The sequence below is a fragment of the Blautia sp. HCN-20427 genome (assembly GCF_037890365.1).
GTDB lineage: Bacteria > Bacillota > Clostridia > Lachnospirales > Lachnospiraceae > Blautia.
The window spans coordinates 15,382-32,310 of record NZ_JBBKBX010000004.1; the positions used below are offsets into that span (position 1 = coordinate 15,382).

The window sequence follows — 16,929 nt, forward strand, 5'->3', positions numbered from 1 at the left end:
TTTATGCCAAAGAGAAACGATATACACAAAATTCTTATTATTGGTTCCGGTCCTATTATCATCGGACAGGCCTGTGAATTTGACTATTCCGGCACCCAGGCCTGTAAAGCATTAAAAAGCCTGGGTTACGAAATTGTTCTGGTGAATTCCAACCCTGCTACCATTATGACAGACCCTTCCACAGCAGATGTCACTTACATCGAACCTTTAAATGTAGACCGTCTAACAGAAATCATTGAAAAAGAACGACCAGACGCCCTTCTTCCGAACCTGGGCGGACAGTCCGGTCTGAATCTCTGCGAAGAACTTTACCACGCAGGTGTTCTGACCAAGTATAACGTAGAAGTTATCGGTGTTCAGGTGGACGCTATCAGCCGCGGAGAAGACCGTATTGAATTCAAGAAAGCCATGGACGAACTGGGTGTTGAAATGGCCAGAAGCGCTCCTGCTTATTCTGTAGAAGAAGCCGTAAAAATTGCGAAAGATTTGGGCTATCCCTGTGTTATCCGTCCTGCTTATACCATGGGCGGTACCGGCGGCGGTCTTGTTTACAATGAAGAAGAATTAAAGAAAGTTGCCGCAAGAGGCATTGCTGCTTCCATGATTAACCAGGTTCTCGTAGAGGAATCCATCTTAGGCTGGGAAGAACTGGAAGTGGAAGTTGTGCGTGATGCCAAAGGAAATAAGGTATCCGTATGCTTTATCGAAAACATTGACCCGGTAGGCGTTCACACAGGTGACTCCTTCTGTTCCGCACCGATGCTGACCATTTCTCAGGACTTGCAGGATCGTCTGGAAAAACAGGCACATGCCATCGTAGAATCCGTAGGCGTTATCGGCGGTACAAACGTACAGTTCGCCCATGACCCGGTATCAGACCGTGTGGTAATTATTGAAATTAACCCAAGAACTTCCCGTTCTTCCGCACTTGCAAGTAAGGCAACCGGATTCCCGATTGCGTATGTATCCGCCCTTCTTGCTGCCGGACTGACACTGGATGAAATTCCTTACTGGAAAGAGGGAACTCTGGACAAATACAAACCAACCGGTGACTATGTGGTTATAAAATTTGCTCGTTGGGCTTTTGAGAAATTCAAAGGTTCTCAGGACAAATTAGGTACACAGATGAAAGCCGTAGGCGAAGTTATGTCTATCGGTAAAAACTATAAAGAAGCTCTTCAGAAAGCTATCCGCTCTCTGGAAAGAGGCTGCTACGGTATGGGTTTTGTGAAAAATCTGCATGAACTGACTTTAGATGAATTATATCTGAAACTCACTGAGGCAACCAGCGAAAGACAGTTCATTTTATATGAAGCAATTCGCAAAGGAGCATCTTTGGAAAAACTTCATGAAATGACTTATATTAAAATGTGGTTCTTAGAGCAAATGAAAGAACTGGTTGATGAAGAAGAAAAGATTCTCTCTTACAAAGGCCAGGAACTTCCTGACGAATTGCTGATTCAGGCAAAGAAAGACGGATTCTCTGATAAATATCTGGCACAGCTTCTGGAAACAGATGAATGGGAATTATGCAAACGCAGAGAAGCCCTTGGTATGGAAGAACGCTGGGACGCAGTACCGGTAAGCGGTGTAAAAGATCCTACTGCTTATTACTACTCTACCTACAACGGAGAAGACAAAGCGCCTGTTTCTAACGGAAGAAAAATCATGGTATTAGGCGGCGGTCCTAACCGTATCGGACAGGGTATCGAATTCGACTACTGCTGTGTACACGCTGCCTTCACACTGAGAGAGCTGGGCTTTGAAACCATCATGGTAAACTGTAACCCGGAAACGGTTTCCACAGACTATGATACTTCTGATAAACTGTATTTCGAGCCTCTGACTGTAGAAGACGTTATGTCTATTTACAACAAAGAAAAACCTCTTGGTATTATCGTACAGTTCGGCGGCCAGACACCTCTGAACATTGCAGCAGAACTGGAAAAACGCGGTGCACACATTCTGGGTACTTCTCCTGCTGTCATTGATATGGCAGAAGACCGTGACCTCTTTAATGAAATGATGCACAAGTTAGAGATTCCTATGCCGGAATCCGGTATGGCTGTAAACGTAGAGGAAGCCCTGGAAATCGCACACCGCATTGGTTATCCGATGATGGTTCGTCCTTCGTATGTGTTAGGCGGACGTGGTATGGAAGTCGTATACGATGACAACATGTTAAGAAACTACATGGCTGCTGCCATTGACGTCACACCGGAACGCCCGATTCTCATGGATAAATTCCTTCAGAATGCCCTGGAGTGTGAAACGGATGCCATTTCTGACGGAACACATGCCTTCGTTCCTACGGTTATGCAGCACATTGAGCAGGCCGGTATTCACTCCGGAGACTCTGCCTGTGTGATTCCTTCTGTAGAAATTTCAGAAGAAAACAAGGCTTTAATCCGCAAATATACCACTGCCATTGCATGCGAAATGGGAGTGGTAGGTCTGATGAACATGCAGTATGCCATCTGTGAAGGCAAGGTATACGTTCTGGAAGCCAACCCAAGAGCTTCCCGTACCGTTCCGCTGGTATCCAAAGTTTGCAACGTCAACATGGCAAACATTGCCACAAAGCTGATGACCTACGAGCTGACCGGAGAACGTCCTGACGTTACTGCTTTCACAGAAAAAGCACATCCGTACTACGGAGTAAAAGAAGCGGTATTCCCGTTTAATATGTTCCCGGAAGTTGACCCTCTTCTGGGACCGGAAATGCGTTCTACAGGTGAAGTGCTTGGGCTGAGCGAATCCTTTGGCATGGCTTACTATAAAGCACAGGAAGCTGCCGGAGCAAAACTGCCTCTGGGCGGAACAGCTTTAGTCAGCGTAAACAAAAATGACCGTGCAGGCGCTTTAGAAGTAGCAAAACAGTTCCGCGAACTGGGCTTCCATATTGTTTCCACAGAAGGCTGTGCAAAATACTTTATGGAAAATGGTCTGGAATGTGAAATGCTGAAAAAACTTCAGGAAGGACGTCCAAACATCTATGACGCTATGGTAAACGGTAAAATTGACTTAATTGTCAACACACCAGCCGGAAAACAGAGCAAGTATGATGACTCTTACCTGCGTAAAACCGCTATTAACAAAAAGATTCCTTACATCACTACGATTTCCGCTGCTCTTGCAAGCGCAAAAGGAATCAAAGCAGTGCTTACCAAAGAAACTGCTACCTTGAAATCTCTGCAGGAATACCACAAATCACTGGATTAATTTCTGTAAGAATATCAGATTTAAGCAAAAGGGGAGCTGCCGTATTCTTTACGGCAGCCCCTCTATTTTTAAGGAGTAACTCATGTCAGCAAAATATTCAAAAAACTTTATTCTTCTTTTTATCACTGCTGTTATCTGGGGCGTGGCTTTTGTGGCCCAGAGCGCAGGAATGGACTATGTAGGGCCATACACGTTCAACGCGGTCCGCTGTCTTTTAGGTGGAATTGTACTGATTCCCTGTGTCTTTTTTCTGACCCGATCTGCAAAAAAAGAGCAGAAAAAAGACGGTACAGCCTCAAAAATGCCGGTTATGGACCGTCCGAAAGATTTGCTCATCGGAGGACTTATCTGCGGCTTTATGATGTTTGTATCCACCACCTTACAGCAGGTGGGAATTGCCTACACAACTGTGGCAAAAGCAGGTTTCATCACTGCTCTTTACATTATTATTGTACCCATTCTGGGGATTTTTCTGAAAAGAAAAGCAGGTCTGAAAATCTGGATAAGCGTTGTCATTGCTCTGGTTGGTCTGTATCTGCTCTGTATGAAAGGCAGTCTTTCTCTGAGTAAGGGAGATTTCCTGATTCTCATCTGTTCCATCTGCTTTGCCATTCACATTATGGTGGTGGATCATTTTACAGAGAAGGTCAGCGGAACCAAGCTGTCCTGCATCCAGTTCCTGTTTGCAGGCGCTCTGTCCTCGGTTCTTATGTTTCTCTTTGAGGAGCCGCACTGGGCTGATATCGGGGCAGCCTGGCTGCCCATCTGCTATGCGGGTATTCTCTCCTGCGGTGTGGCCTACACCTTTCAGATTATCGGTCAGCGCGGTACAGACCCGACCATTGCCTCTCTGATACTCAGCCTGGAATCGGTAGTTTCCGTTCTGGCGGGATGGATATTGCTTGGAGAGACACTAAGCCCAAGAGAAATCCTGGGATGTGTACTGATGTTTGGAGCCATTATACTGGCACAGATTAATCCGAAAAAACAAGGATAAGTACAGAGAAGACTGCCGTATTTCAACACATACGGCAGCCTTCTATTCTCTGGTTTCCATTCACTGTTTTCTATTTTCCTGCTACAATCAGATAACGGTGAATCGTTCCTTCTATCTCCCCTTTTTCCTCAATAATATTCTGCATTTTCCATAATGCTTTGAAGCATTTATCCACGGAAAAACCGGGAAATTCCCATTCAATAATGCGGGCAAACCACACAAATGCACCCACATCGTAAAACTTGATTGGACGATACGCTTCTTCTGCACGAAGAATATGAAATCCGGCCTCTTCAAACACTTTTCTCTGCTCTTTCAGATTCAAATGAGGAAAAGGAGGTTCGCTTCCGGGAAGAACCATCTCCACTAAATCTCTGTCATTTTCCCCTCCAACCTGTTGGGTAATAAAGATTCCGTCCTGCTTCAAAAGACGATATAATTCCTTTGCATTAAAATCCCCATGTCGATTCAAAATAATGTCAAAAGTTTCACTGTCATAGGGAATCGCAGAAGGATTGGCACACTCTTTGATTAGCAAATTAAGGGAAAATCGTATGGAAGATTACTCCATGGAAAGCAGCACGGGCCTCACCGGAGAACCGTCTATCCCTTCCCATTTCAGAGGCTGTGCTGCAAGAAAATAGTTTCCCGGCAATACTTCGCGCAGCACAAGCCCTTCCAGTATAACAACCTCTGCCGAAAGCAGAATTTTGTGTACTACAGGCTGAGTATCTCCTTTCCCCACAGTCTGGCTTTCCACACCAATCAGATCCGTTTTTGCCTCTGCCAATACGCTGGCTGCCTCAGGGGTCAGCAGAATATCCCCTTTTAAAAGCAACTTTCCCGTCCCGTCTTCCAATAGCTTTTTCATACATTCTTCCGTGATTTCTCCGGAGACTTCAGCTACCTTACAAGCTCCCATACACTTGGCAAGAGGAATGGTATCCACCCCGCCTTTGTCCGGGCAAAAATGCTTCGGCGCGTCCAAATGTGTGCCGTTATGACTGCCCATAGTAATCACGGTAAGATTGCAGACATCTCCTTTTTTGATTTCCAGAAAAGGAGTTTTACAAGGCACCGGGTCACCGGGATAAGCCGGTGTAGAAAACAATTCTTTTCCTATATCATATATCTGAAACGCATCTTTCATGCTCTTTAAACCTCCAATATCCGTCCTAGTTCCTCTACTGTTTCTGCAATTTCCAGGGCGCCTTCCTGCTGCAATTCCTTCCGGTTTCCATATCCGTAAGTGACACCAATACAGGAAAGCCCGGCCTCTCTTGCCCCGCAGACATCATAGAACCGATCCCCAATCATCACAGCTTCTTCTCTTGTGTTTTCCAGTCCCAATTCCCCTAAAACCGCTTCAATTACCTGTGCTTTTGTCATCTTCGGACGTGCAATATCACTGCCTTGCATAACCTGAAAATATCCGTCCAGATGAAAATGTTCCAGTACAATTTTCACCATGGAATCCGGTTTTGAAGACGCCACGGCCAGCAGATATCCCTTCGCCTGCAGCTTTCCCAATAATTCTGCAATTCCTTCATACGGCCTGTTTTCAAAGATTCCGGTCACCGTATACCGTTCCCGGTAATACTTCACCGCCTCTTTGGCCTCTTCCTCTGAAAACCCTGCATAGACCATAAACTGGCTCAAAAGCGGCGGTCCTACAAAGACCTCCAGCGCTTCCAAATGCTCTCCCAGTGCTCCTTTTCCCATTTTCTGCAGGGCATATTGTACGGATTTTGTAATTCCTTCTCCTGAAGCTGTCAGGGTTCCATCTAAATCAAATAATAACGCCTTGTATCTCATCATGTTTTCCTTTTCCTATTTTAATGTTCTTATCAGTCCCAAAACCTTTTCTTCTGTCAGTCCTGTATACAGTTTCCCATCTATTTTCATATTAGGAGAAGTTCGGCATTGTTTCATACAGTTCTGAGTTGTCAGGTGCACTTTTTTATCTGCTGAAAGTCCATCTTTGGCAATTTTTAATTCCTTTTTCACGGTTTCTAAAAGCACCATACTGTTTTTATTTTGGCAGCGTTCTCCCGTGCAGAGAACCAGTTCATGGCTGTAATTTGCTTCTTTCAAATCAGGAATCCTTTTCATAATACAGCTAAATATTACACGCTTTACTCCCAGTTTTTCAGCCGCCATTTCCTGTGCATCTACCGGAATATATCCCTCCACTTCCTGTATTTCCCGCAGCATGGACACAATATTTTCCTGTTCTGCCGCATTACGCTGTGATGCATAATACTCTATAATTTCTCGGATTTCATTTTCATTCTTCACTTCTGCAAACCCTCCTTTTCTTTGATAAATACCATTTCCGAGGCAGTGGAATGAACCGGTTCATATCGGTATCCCAACCCTTGGAATTCTTTGACTTTTTCTACTTCTTCTATCTGGTTTTCCGACAGCCAGCGCACCATTTCGCCTCTGGCTATCTTCGCCTGTGTTCCTTTTACTTTTACTCTTCCTTCTGCCCATTCTCCGAAAATACAGGTAATATACCGGACGTCTTCTCTCACATAAGGTGCTACTGTTTTGCTGTATTCCTTGGATGCCAGATTTAAAATTATCCGTTCTTCCTTTACCAGTTCCCGGTAAATATCTTCTTCCCAAAAATCATACAAATCCCGCTTTTTCCGTGAATTTGAAACCGTTTCCAGTCTTGTCTGCATTTCCAACCGATAGGGAATCACTCCGTCCATAGGTCTTAAAATCCCGTAAAGCCCAGATAAAATCCGCAGGTTCTTTTGTGCATATTCCCACTGGTTTTCTGTAAATACAGAAGGTGCCATATACTGATATTGAATCCCTTCATAAGCCAGTACCGCAGGAGTCAGTCTGGAAGAAAAATTTTGATTTTGCAGTCTGTACCAATTCTGCCGGGCAATTTTCTCATTACATTTCCACAGTTTCTGCAGCGTTTGAAAATCCTTTTCTTTCAGAGTATTCCATAAACATTCTGCCTTTTTTAGATACACCGGCTCTGTAAACTCTACGGGTTCATCTGTCCGAATATTCATCTTCTTTGCCGGAGAAATGATAATCTTCATCTTTTGCAAAACCTCCTGTATATTTGTAAACTGCACATCGTACCATCATTATACCACGTCCCATTTTCAAATCCAACGCTTTTCTGCCCTTGCACCTATTCCTGGATTCTGCTATTCTGAAAGAGAAATAAAATATACCAAAATACCGTTTTTAGAAAGGGGGATTTTTATGATACAGGCTGTCATTTTTGACATGGACGGTGTTTTATTTGACACGGAACAGGTTATGAAAGAAGGATGGCTAAAAGCCGGAAAGGAACTGAATTTTCAACTTACGGAAAAACATCTTGGACAAATGCGGGGCGGTTCCAGCGAACAAAATGCAGCGCTTTTTCAGAAATGGTTTGAAGGAAAAATTGATTACCACCGGGCCAGGAGTATACGTTCCCAATACTTATCCGATTACATAGAAAAGCATTCTGTCCCCGAAAAGAAGGGACTACAGGAAATTGTGACTTATCTGACACAGGAACAGATTCCGTGGGCAGTAGCCACCTCCACCCCCAGAAAGCGTGCCTCTCACTACTGGGAGCTGGCCGATATTGCAAAATTTATGACCGCCTCCGTCTGCGGTGATGAGGTACAGCACAGCAAGCCCAACCCGGAAATTTTTCTGGAAGCTGCCCAAAAACTGCGTATACCGCCTCAAAACTGCCTTATTGTAGAGGACAGCATAAACGGATTGAAAGCGGGCAAAGCTGCAAATGGAGTGACCTGCATGGTGCCTGATTTGACTCCTTACACAGCTGCTTTAGAACCTTTCTGCGATTATGTATGCAAAGATTTGACACAGGTTATTGCTCTAATCTCCTCTCAGAAATTTATAAAATTTTGACAACTACCTCTCTTGCGAATCCGGCAGACTCTAATATGTTAGCCAAACGCCCTTTTATCCGGCAAATGTAAGCGTGCCGGACAAAAGGACGTTTCCCTGTCTGTTATTTATTTTTTTTCGCCAGTTCCATAATCTCGTTATATTTGCTCATAATATACCCGTAATTTTTCCTCTTATGAGGCAGAAGACAGGCGCTGCAATCCTTTATGCCATTGTCCGTATATTTGAAGTTTCCGCCGCATTTACTGCCAAGGGCGTACAGCGGGCAATAGCAGAACAGACAGTTAAAATTTTCCAAATCTTTTGTTTCATGGCAAGGAAAATACTCACAGTTTTTGTGAGCAAAAAAAGAATATTCCTTTCCCTCCCAGTATGGTTTTTCCTGTTTTTTTTCTTCACTCATGGTCTGATACTCCTCTCTTTTTATTTTTTTCTATGCGATATCCGCCATATGCCTGGGACTGTACTGCCCGTTTTCATGGAAAATTTCTTCCAGAAGATTCAAATTTTCATCGGAGTGTTCAATTTCTCTTGCATATTCATAAGCTGTCTGAACAATTTCAGAAAAGGTCAGTCGTTCCTGATTCTGCAGCCATTTTGCGAAACAAAGTTCATCTATCCAGAAGACGCTGAACACAGCCAGAACCATTTTGGTATACACCATATCGTCATAAACAGCGCCGCAGAAATAAGTATAGACAAAAAATATAAGAATCTGTTCCTGATAAATTTCCCAGTTTTCCCTTTCCTTTTCTTCTATGTACTGCAGAAATTTTCCACGCTTTTTCTCATAAGAAGACCTTCCTTCTCCGTATAATTCAGCTTCCAGACAGGACAGGTTTCCCTCCCATTCCGTGCGCAGCACTTCCAGTCTGCGCAAGTCTTTCAGCATAAACTGCATACTCTCAAAACGAATTTCTGAACGTTTTTCAGGTTTTCTATCTTTTATTTTCTTATCTGCTTTCTGCAGTTCTTCCGCAAAATCCACTTCAAAAAGTATGCCTTCTTCCAAAGCATTCTGGAAGAGCTGTGTTATGTGCAGACATAGGAAAACTCGCTTTCTGATACTGTATTTCCGATTTTGAAGGATTTGAAAAAGATACGTTCGCACCTCTTCCAGCTTTCCGAAAAGCAGAAAATCAAAGTCTTCATAATCTTCCTCTATTTCTTCCAAATCGTCCTCTTCTTCCAGAAATTCCACTCTGGATTTGCAGCCCAGAATCATTTCTGCTGCCACAGGACAGGAAAGAGACAGGGACAGCTCCCGCAGGTTTTCAAATTCCTCTGTGTGCCTTGGATACTGCCTGCAGGTTTCGCACAGTGAGGAGGGGCCCAGTTTCCTATAGATATCGCACAAATTCTTTTCATTTAAAAAGCTGCAGCGCTTTTCATACTGCTCAAAGGCTCCCACAGACCAATCAATAGAGTTCAGAAGACGGATACCGAAATCTCCCTTCACCCGACTGTAGGTTTCCAGAGATTCCTCATCTATGAATATCTGCCAGCCTGCACAGCAGGTATCCGGACATTTGTCAGCCGTGCAGACAAAATCCTGATAATAGTGGGGTTTTCTGTAATACATAGTGAAAATGTTCCTTTCTGCTTTTCTCGTAGTATTCTCAAAAAAGAATACCACTGCCCCACCCCTTTTTCAAGTTTCCTTCATGTATTTCTCAAAAATATTTTCCACATTTTCTTTTCTCAACGCATACATATGATTCAGCGGCCCGCTGCCGTTTCCCAGGTTCAACTGTGCCCGCAAGGCTCCGGTAATGTATGCTTTTGCCCTTCTGACGCTCTCCGGCACATCATAACCTTTTGCCAGATTACAGGCTATGGCAGAAGACAGCGTGCAGCCAGTGCCGTGTGTATTGGGATTTTCCACTTTTTCTCCTGGATACCAGATAAATTTTCCTTCAAAATACAACAAATCATCTGCCGTCTCCTTTAAATGTCCGCCCTTTAAGAGCACAGCTCCCTCCATGCCCTCTCCAATGATTTGCGCCGCTTTTTCCATATCTTTTCCTGTATGAATGTTCATTCCTGTCAGAATTTCCGCCTCTAAGAGATTGGGGGTCACCACATCAGCCAGCGGAAACAGTTCTGCCTTTATTGCCTTCTCTGCCTCTTTCTGCATAAGAGTTCCCCCACTGGTAGCTGACATGACCGGATCCGCCACAATATTTTCGGCTTCATATTCCCGCAGTTTTTCTGCAATGGCATGGATAATCTGGCTGTCTGAAACCATACCGATTTTCACAGCATCCGGACAGATATCCTGGAAAATACAGTCCAGCTGCTTTGCCACAAATTCCGGCGGTACGTTCTGAACCCCGTAAACTCCGGTAGTGTTTTGTGCAGTCAGGGCAGTAATGGCTGTCATGGCATACAGACCGTGTGCAGTAATGGTTTTTATATCGGCCTGGATACCTGCTCCGCCGCTGGAATCTGAACCTGCAATGCTCAGAACTTTTTTCATACTCCTTGCCGTCATTTCTTCTGAAAGTTCCCGCAGCCGCCTGCAGGCCTCTTTTATATTTTTCTGTCCGTAAATCCCGGAAACCACAGCAACACCGGAAACGCCGCTGCCTTTTAATTCCATCAGATTACTTTCTTTCACGCCTCCGATAGCTACCACCGGAATGGAAACGGCCCGGCAAATGGCCTGCAGCTCTTCTCTTGCAACAGGCTTTGCGTCCTTCTTGGTAGAAGTTCCAAATACAGCTCCCACGCCCAGATAGTCTGCACCCAGAGCTTCTGCTTTTCTGGCATCCTCCACAGTCCGGCAGGACACACCAATGAGTTTATCCGGCCCCAGTATTTCTCTGGCTTCCAAAAGCCCCATGTCCTTCTGCCCCAGATGAACACCGTCCGCCTGCACCTTCCTGGCAATTTCCACGTTATCATTAATCACAAAGGGAACTTTGTATTTTGCTGCTAACTGCCGGATTTTTACGGCTTCTTTGAAAAATTCTTCTTCTGCTAAATGTTTTTCCCTCAGCTGCAAAAAGGTAACTCCTCCTTCCAGAGATTCTTCCACCTGTTCTTCAAAAGACTTTTCTCCCACCCAGGTTCTGTCTGTCACTGCATAAAGCTGCATATCTTCTTTTTTACATTTCATGTCTTTTCCTTTCTTTCGGAGACGTAAAAACCGGGAAACGTCAGCACGTCTCCCGGTTTTCACATCTCCCTACGCTGGCATTACCCATATCAGGTTAAAGGGTCGAAGTTTGAGCACTTCCTCTCAGCCCGCCTACGGGCTCCCCTGACTGCATATGAAATTGTTTTTATGCATTTTCCAGCTTTTCTGTCCATTCTTTCTCCTTAAAGCCGGGAAGTGCAAAATCTTCGCCCACCAGAATCGGACGCTTCACCAGCATCCCATCTGTGGACAGAAGTTCCAACTGCTCTTCTTCTGTCATGGAAGGCAGTTTGTCTTTTAAATGAAGTTCTTTGTACTTATTCCCGCTGGTATTAAAAAATCTCTTTAAAGGAAGTCCGCTTTTTTCATACCATTCTCTTAATTCTTCCTTGGAAGGTCTGTCCTCCACAATATGGCGCTCTGAAAATTCCGGATTTCTCTCTTTCAGCCATTTTTTTGCTTTCTGGCAGGTGGTACATTTTGGATATTCCACAAATAATAACATAATTTTGATCCTTATAATCTCTCTGCATTCGATGCCATGAATTTGTACTCCGCTACAGAACGGTCAAAGCCTTTGATGTGGTCAAAGAGCCAGTCCACAACATTTTTCTGTACCTGTGCAACAAAAGCTTCTGTAGGACCTTCTTCCTCTTCCAGCATTTCCTGTAATTCTTTTACTGCTTTTTTGAATTCCGCATGTTTTTCCTTATGTTCTTTGATACCCGGATATTCCATTTCTTCCTGCAGTTTCTCCTCTGCACTAAAGTGAAATTCTGTATAGTCCAACAGGTAATCCAGCATTTTTACTGCTTTAATTTTACCCTGTCCGTCTTCACAGCTTTCCAGAAGCTGGTTAATTCTGCCAATCAGTTCTTTATGCTGAGAATCTATCATCTCATTTCCTGTTACTAATGTTTCATCAAATTCTGCTCTCATAGTCTTAAACCTCCTCTGTGATTAGCTATAGTGTACCACATTTTTTCCGGTTTTCCAATCTAAATTTCCTTTTCCAGAATCACTTTCTGACACCGAAGTCCATAATTTCTGTAAAATTCCAATACCGATTGATTGAAATTCCACGCTGTCAGTTCCAGTTTAAAAATATTCCTGCGTCTGGCTTCCGCTTCTGCCTCTATAAGCAGCAGTTTTCCGATACCCCGGTTTCTATATTTTTCGTCCACGCAAATTGCCTCCACATAGGCTCTCTGCCTTTTTCTGGTAATACTGCCTCCTCCGGCTGTATGATACTTTATCTCACACATGCCCACCATTTTTCCGCTTACGCTGGCTGCCAAAAACAGGATTTCCGGGTTAGCCATGTCTTCTGCAAACTGCTCCAATGTATAAAAATGCTGCACATCTTTATAAATATCCGGTCTGGCCTGGCTGTGCAAATCATGCACCTGCTACATAAATCCCGCGATTTCTCTGTAGTCCTCTTTCTCCGCCTTACGAATCTTTGGCTGTTCCTTCGTATCCTCCATATCTCTCCTGCTCCTTCCTCCTGCAAATTTCACCCCACTGGCAATGCCCACAGATTCCCTCCCGTCTGCCTGGCTTCAGAATACTCTTCTCCACCAAATGAAAAAACTCTTCCCAGGAAATGACACAATTTTCTTCCAGTCCACATGCAAGCAGCACCTTTCGGTCATATTCTTCCACTTTATCCTGGCTAATGCAGATATCTTCCCTTAAATTTGGACATTTCTTACATAGAATATCCCCTGTTGTCACAATTTGCAAGATTGGATTCTGCTCCATGCCTGCCAGAACGTTTTCCATATGCGCTGTAAATCCGTCACTATACCCTTTTCCCTCAAAAAAAGCAAGGCACATACCATGATGTGCCCGCAATCTGAGAAGCCTTTCTTCTCTCATCTTCTGATAACGCCTCCCAGTCTCTTTGTCAAAACCATTGCCAACAAAATTTTCAGCAAATCCGGAATAATAAAAGGAATGACACACCAGCCTAATACTGCGCCGATTCCCACTGGACCTGTCTGGCTGGTATACACGACCAGAAACCACAGAGTTCCTACGGTATAGCAGGCCAACAGTCCTGCAAGCATGGAAAAGAACAGCGCTGCCTTTCCTCTTCCGAAGAATTTTTCCATCCCCCACATCACCAGTGCAGAAACCAGAAATCCCACAATATATCCTCCGGTAGTTCCTGCCAGAACTCCAATTCCTCCTGTAAATCCTGCAAACACCGGAATTCCTATGATGCCAAGCAATATGTAAATCAAAACCGCCATGCTGCCTCTTCTTCCGCCTAAAATTCCCACAGCAGTAAAAACTCCCATAGTCTGCAGTGTAAATGGCACCGCCGCCGGAATGGAAATCCAGGAGCATACTGCAATTAATACTGCAAAAATACTCACATAAACCAAATCTTGTGTCTTATTTCGTTCCCCTGCTATTGTTGTCATATTCTTTTTCCTTTCCTGTTGCTGTTTTTCAATTTTTCTTCCTACACTTTACCATAGGGTAGCAATAATTGTCAACCTTATTATACTTTTAAGTTTACAATATACTTTTTGTTTACAATAAATGTGGCACAAAACAGCTATGGAAAAGAAAATAGGAAAAGCATTTTCATTCTCCATATGGTTTCGTGCCACATCTTCCTCTTGTATTTCTTAGTAGTTCTCTTCGCTCCACTTCAGGAAGGAACCTGTATTCGCGTCAATTTCAAACTCATACTCTGTCTGCTGGTAAACAATATCTCCCTCGTAGATATATTGCCCGTCATCCAAATCCAGTTCCATGCGCAAATCTTTTTCCTCTGCTCCGGGAACACGTTCTAAAGCCGCTTTTTTCGCGTCTTCCTGGCTGACAGCTACCTGAACGTTCTGTGCATCTCCCTGGGAACTGCTTTCTGCTGTGTTCTGCTGGTTTGCTGTATCCTGTCCCTCTGTTGTCTGTGTACCGGAGGGTGTCTGTGTCTCATAAGAATCACGGACGTCTGTTTCCTCACTTAAAACGGCTCCGTCACTGGCCCCGATGTCATAACTGTACTCCTTCTCTCCTGCATCAAACTCCACTTCGTAAATACTTCTTCCGTCATCTCTGTCCTTGCTGACTTTTAATCTGGAAACCTCATCTTCCGTAACCCCTGCCTTCTCAAATGCAATACTTTTGGCAGATTCCTGTCCAATATCCTTTCCTTCTGCTGCTCCGCATCCTGCCAGCAAACCTCCTAAAACCAAAACAGCTGTTATCCTTGTATATTTCTTCATAAATAAAATCTCCTCTCTGTATTTGATGAAGTCAGTATACCCAGGAAAGATTAAAGAAACATTAAAACCAGAAAATATTTTACTTTTTTTCTCCACTTTCTTCTGTGGGCAGCCAAAAGGTAAACACACTGCCCTTGCCAAGAGTACTTTCCACCTGGATTTCTCCCTGGTGGGCCTGCACAATCCATTTCACCATAGGCAGCCCCAGCCCGGAATGACTGTCCTGTATTCTGGCCTTATCGACCCGGTAAAACCGCTCCCAGATATGAGGAAGGTCTTCCGGGGAAATTCCCTTTCCATCATCCTCTATACTTCCCCAAATTTGATTTTCCATACCCTGCAGACGGATTTTCACATAGCCCGGTCCTCCGTGATAAGCAATGGCATTGGAAACCAGGTTCACCACCATACGGAGGTAAAGACTCTCGTCCACTTCCGCAAAAAGATTTTCCTCTATCTGCATTTCCAGCCGGATATTTTCTTTCTCTGCCAACAGTTCCATCTCCAAAGCAGCCATTTCCGTCAATTCACTGAGGTTTACCCGCTCTTTTTGAATTTCCTGCCGTCCCTGGTCTGCCCTGGACAAAAACAGGAGGCGCGAAATCATGTCTGACATTTCAAAAGCTTTTTTCTGAATCCTTTGCAGCTGCGTTTTCTGCTCCCTCGTCAGATTTTCGTCTTCCAGCAACTCCTCACACTGCGCCAGAATCACTGCCGCCGGCATACGAAGTTCATGAGAGACATCCGAGGTAAACTGCTTTTCCCTCTGAAATCCCTCCTCTATCTGCGCCAACATTTTATCAAATGTTTCTGCCATCACATAGACTTCATCTGTGCCGCGGCCAAGACCTACTCTTCTGGACAAATCCCTGTCTTTCTGTATCTCCTGTACGGTTTCTGTAATCTGCCTTACCGGGCGCAGCGTCCTTCTAATGAAAAAATACCCCGCTGTTCCTGTAAGCGCTACCAGCAGAGGCAACAAAATCAGAGCCAGACGCTGAACGGTTTTCATACTGTTTTCTGCACGATTAATGGAACAGACACCCCGGATATACACGTCCTGAAATTCTCCCGGCCGATACTTGATATCAAAAACATACCACCGCGCGGCGCCTGTTCCCACAGTCTGCATACTCCCATCTGCAAACACCGTCTTTTCCTGAAAACCATAAGGCACTCTCCCAAAGAGAAAGGTTCCCGTTTCATCATATAAAGCCAGGTAAATGCCATCCTCCAAATCATAAAAATCCTGTTCCATATCCAGTTTACCATTTTGCACACTTACTTCATCCATACTTTCATATACCCGCTTTTCCAGTTGAGCCTGTACAGAACCTAAAATTTCCTGGCTACTGAGGGAAAACAACAGCCCCAGGGAAATGCAGGTTAAAAGCGTCATGAAAAAAGTAAACATAAGCGTCACTTTTATTTTCAAAGATATTTTTTTCATGCTTTCTCCTTCAGCACATATCCGGCGCCCCGTACAGTGTGAATCAGCTTAGAAGTAAAGCCCTCATCAATCTTTTTCCGCAGGTAGCGGATGTACACGTCAATCACATTCGAGCCTCCTGTATAGTCATAATTCCAGATATGCTGCTCCAGCTTTTCTCTGGACAGCACGATTCCCTGGTTCTGTATCATATAGCGAAGGAGGGAAAATTCCTTTCCGGAAAGTGTAATCTCCTTCCCGCCCCGCAGAACTTCATGGGTATCCAGGTGTACTTCCAAATCCGCCACACGGCACACGTTTTCCTTCTCTCCTGTTCCCCGGCGCAAAAGCACCCGGATACGCGCCAGCAGCTCTTCCAAAGCAAAAGGCTTCACCAGATAATCATTGGCCCCCGAATCCAGTCCCTTCACCCGGTCTTCAATGCTGTCTCTGGCTGTCAGAAGCAACACCGGAACCTGATTTCCCTCTTTTCTGATTTTTGTCAGCACGCTCAGACCGTCCAGCACCGGCATCATAATATCCAGAATCACTACATCATATTCTGCACCGGCCAGATAGTCCAGCGCCTCTTCTCCCTGAAAACAGGTATCTACACTGTAATGCTCTTTTTTTAGCCTGGATACTAAAATCGCATTCATATCTCTGTCATCTTCGGCTACCAGAATTCTCATAAAATCACGTCCTCCCTGTACTTTCTAAATGCCTTTTTTCATCTAAATGCACATTTTTCATAGCAACAATGAGCCATACAACAAACATATTTCTCTGCTCTTTACTCATTTTTTCTGTATCATAAAATTGTCTTTCGCGAAACAGTTCAGATTCATTTTCAATTAAATCTTCTGCAAGATAGTTTTATCAATGGATTATCTCCCCTTCCATATCATATAGTTCTGTTCTTCACTTTGATTATATCAAATATTTTTATTTCGTACATAAATTTCCGTTCAAATTTATCGATAAAAAATATGTT

The 16,929-nt window shown here is 44.1% G+C and carries 19 protein-coding genes and 1 riboswitch; of the genes, 3 read left to right on the forward strand and 16 right to left on the reverse strand.

All coding sequences use genetic code 11. The features are described from left to right. Positions 1 to 3: 3 nt before the first annotated feature. Positions 4 to 3,222, forward strand: coding sequence for a carbamoyl-phosphate synthase large subunit (gene carB / locus WKT17_RS03190; RefSeq protein ID WP_173749887.1), 3,219 nt, complete (start codon positions 4 to 6; stop codon positions 3,220 to 3,222). 82 nt (positions 3,223 to 3,304) lie between these two features. Next, positions 3,305 to 4,219, forward strand: a complete 915-nt coding sequence (locus WKT17_RS03195; protein ID WP_291682107.1) for a DMT family transporter — start codon at positions 3,305 to 3,307, stop codon at positions 4,217 to 4,219. A gap of 70 nt (positions 4,220 to 4,289) precedes the next feature. Here WKT17_RS03195 and WKT17_RS03200 read toward each other — a convergent pair whose 3' ends face one another. From WKT17_RS03200 to yaaA, 5 genes are read right to left on the reverse strand one after another with little or no spacing between them, the layout of a single operon-like run. Then, the gene (locus WKT17_RS03200) at positions 4,290 to 4,757 is read right to left on the reverse strand and encodes a class I SAM-dependent methyltransferase (protein WP_226853691.1); all 468 of its coding nucleotides are present in this window, start codon (positions 4,755 to 4,757) and stop codon (positions 4,290 to 4,292) included. A 24-nt stretch (positions 4,758 to 4,781) separates the two neighbouring features. Continuing rightward, the gene (locus WKT17_RS03205) at positions 4,782 to 5,369 is read right to left on the reverse strand and encodes a cyclase family protein (RefSeq protein ID WP_173749885.1); all 588 of its coding nucleotides are present in this window, start codon (positions 5,367 to 5,369) and stop codon (positions 4,782 to 4,784) included. 5 nt (positions 5,370 to 5,374) lie between these two features. Beyond that, a complete protein-coding gene (locus WKT17_RS03210; RefSeq protein WP_308781667.1) occupies positions 5,375 to 6,037 on the reverse strand; it encodes an HAD hydrolase-like protein in 663 nt (220 codons plus the stop codon). Positions 6,038 to 6,049: 12 nt separating this feature from the next. After that, positions 6,050 to 6,517: an NADH-quinone oxidoreductase subunit NuoE family protein gene (locus WKT17_RS03215; RefSeq protein ID WP_173749884.1), complete on the reverse strand. Its 468-nt coding sequence runs from the start codon at positions 6,515 to 6,517 to the stop codon at positions 6,050 to 6,052. Then, on the reverse strand, positions 6,514 to 7,287 hold the full coding sequence (gene yaaA / locus WKT17_RS03220; protein WP_173749883.1) for a peroxide stress protein YaaA: 774 nt from the start codon (positions 7,285 to 7,287) through the stop codon (positions 6,514 to 6,516). Before yaaA ends, WKT17_RS03215 begins: the two co-directional genes overlap by 4 nt. Positions 7,288 to 7,456: 169 nt before the next feature. On the opposite strand from yaaA, the gene WKT17_RS03225 reads away from it, so the two are divergent. Next, on the forward strand, positions 7,457 to 8,122 hold the full coding sequence (locus tag WKT17_RS03225; protein WP_173749882.1) for an HAD family hydrolase: 666 nt from the start codon (positions 7,457 to 7,459) through the stop codon (positions 8,120 to 8,122). A gap of 103 nt (positions 8,123 to 8,225) precedes the next feature. Here WKT17_RS03225 and WKT17_RS03230 read toward each other — a convergent pair whose 3' ends face one another. The 11 genes from WKT17_RS03230 to WKT17_RS03280 all read right to left on the reverse strand — a co-directional run bounded on the left by WKT17_RS03230 (position 8,226) and on the right by WKT17_RS03280 (position 16,627). After that, on the reverse strand, positions 8,226 to 8,525 hold the full coding sequence (locus WKT17_RS03230) for a cysteine-rich small domain-containing protein (protein ID WP_173749881.1): 300 nt from the start codon (positions 8,523 to 8,525) through the stop codon (positions 8,226 to 8,228). A gap of 30 nt (positions 8,526 to 8,555) precedes the next feature. Further along, complete coding sequence (fliB, locus tag WKT17_RS03235; protein ID WP_173749880.1) at positions 8,556 to 9,704, reverse strand: flagellin lysine-N-methylase; 1,149 nt, start codon at positions 9,702 to 9,704, stop codon at positions 8,556 to 8,558. 69 nt (positions 9,705 to 9,773) lie between these two features. Continuing rightward, the gene (thiD, locus tag WKT17_RS03240) at positions 9,774 to 11,243 is read right to left on the reverse strand and encodes a bifunctional hydroxymethylpyrimidine kinase/phosphomethylpyrimidine kinase (RefSeq protein WP_173749879.1); all 1,470 of its coding nucleotides are present in this window, start codon (positions 11,241 to 11,243) and stop codon (positions 9,774 to 9,776) included. Between the two features lie 49 nt (positions 11,244 to 11,292). Then, positions 11,293 to 11,399: riboswitch (TPP riboswitch) on the reverse strand. A gap of 10 nt (positions 11,400 to 11,409) precedes the next feature. Further along, positions 11,410 to 11,769 carry an arsenate reductase family protein gene (locus WKT17_RS03245; protein WP_173749878.1) on the reverse strand — a complete coding sequence of 120 codons (360 nt, stop codon included), beginning with the start codon at positions 11,767 to 11,769 and terminating at the stop codon, positions 11,410 to 11,412. Positions 11,770 to 11,780: 11 nt separating this feature from the next. Next, the gene (locus WKT17_RS03250) at positions 11,781 to 12,203 is read right to left on the reverse strand and encodes a bacteriohemerythrin (protein WP_173749877.1); all 423 of its coding nucleotides are present in this window, start codon (positions 12,201 to 12,203) and stop codon (positions 11,781 to 11,783) included. Positions 12,204 to 12,262: 59 nt separating this feature from the next. Further along, positions 12,263 to 12,670, reverse strand: coding sequence for a GNAT family N-acetyltransferase (locus WKT17_RS03255; protein WP_173749876.1), 408 nt, complete (start codon positions 12,668 to 12,670; stop codon positions 12,263 to 12,265). A 46-nt stretch (positions 12,671 to 12,716) separates the two neighbouring features. Beyond that, a complete protein-coding gene (locus tag WKT17_RS03260) occupies positions 12,717 to 13,145 on the reverse strand; it encodes a DUF1284 domain-containing protein (RefSeq protein WP_173749875.1) in 429 nt (142 codons plus the stop codon). Continuing rightward, positions 13,142 to 13,696, reverse strand: a complete 555-nt coding sequence (locus WKT17_RS03265) for a biotin transporter BioY (RefSeq protein WP_173749874.1) — start codon at positions 13,694 to 13,696, stop codon at positions 13,142 to 13,144. Before WKT17_RS03265 ends, WKT17_RS03260 begins: the two co-directional genes overlap by 4 nt. Before the next feature lie 210 nt (positions 13,697 to 13,906). Continuing rightward, a complete protein-coding gene (locus WKT17_RS03270) occupies positions 13,907 to 14,506 on the reverse strand; it encodes a PepSY domain-containing protein (protein ID WP_173749873.1) in 600 nt (199 codons plus the stop codon). 79 nt (positions 14,507 to 14,585) lie between these two features. Beyond that, positions 14,586 to 15,956 carry a sensor histidine kinase gene (locus WKT17_RS03275; RefSeq protein WP_173749872.1) on the reverse strand — a complete coding sequence of 457 codons (1,371 nt, stop codon included), beginning with the start codon at positions 15,954 to 15,956 and terminating at the stop codon, positions 14,586 to 14,588. Further along, on the reverse strand, positions 15,953 to 16,627 hold the full coding sequence (locus WKT17_RS03280) for a response regulator transcription factor (RefSeq protein WP_173749871.1): 675 nt from the start codon (positions 16,625 to 16,627) through the stop codon (positions 15,953 to 15,955). The genes WKT17_RS03275 and WKT17_RS03280 overlap by 4 nt, the downstream gene beginning before the upstream one ends. Positions 16,628 to 16,929: the final 302 nt, after the last annotated feature.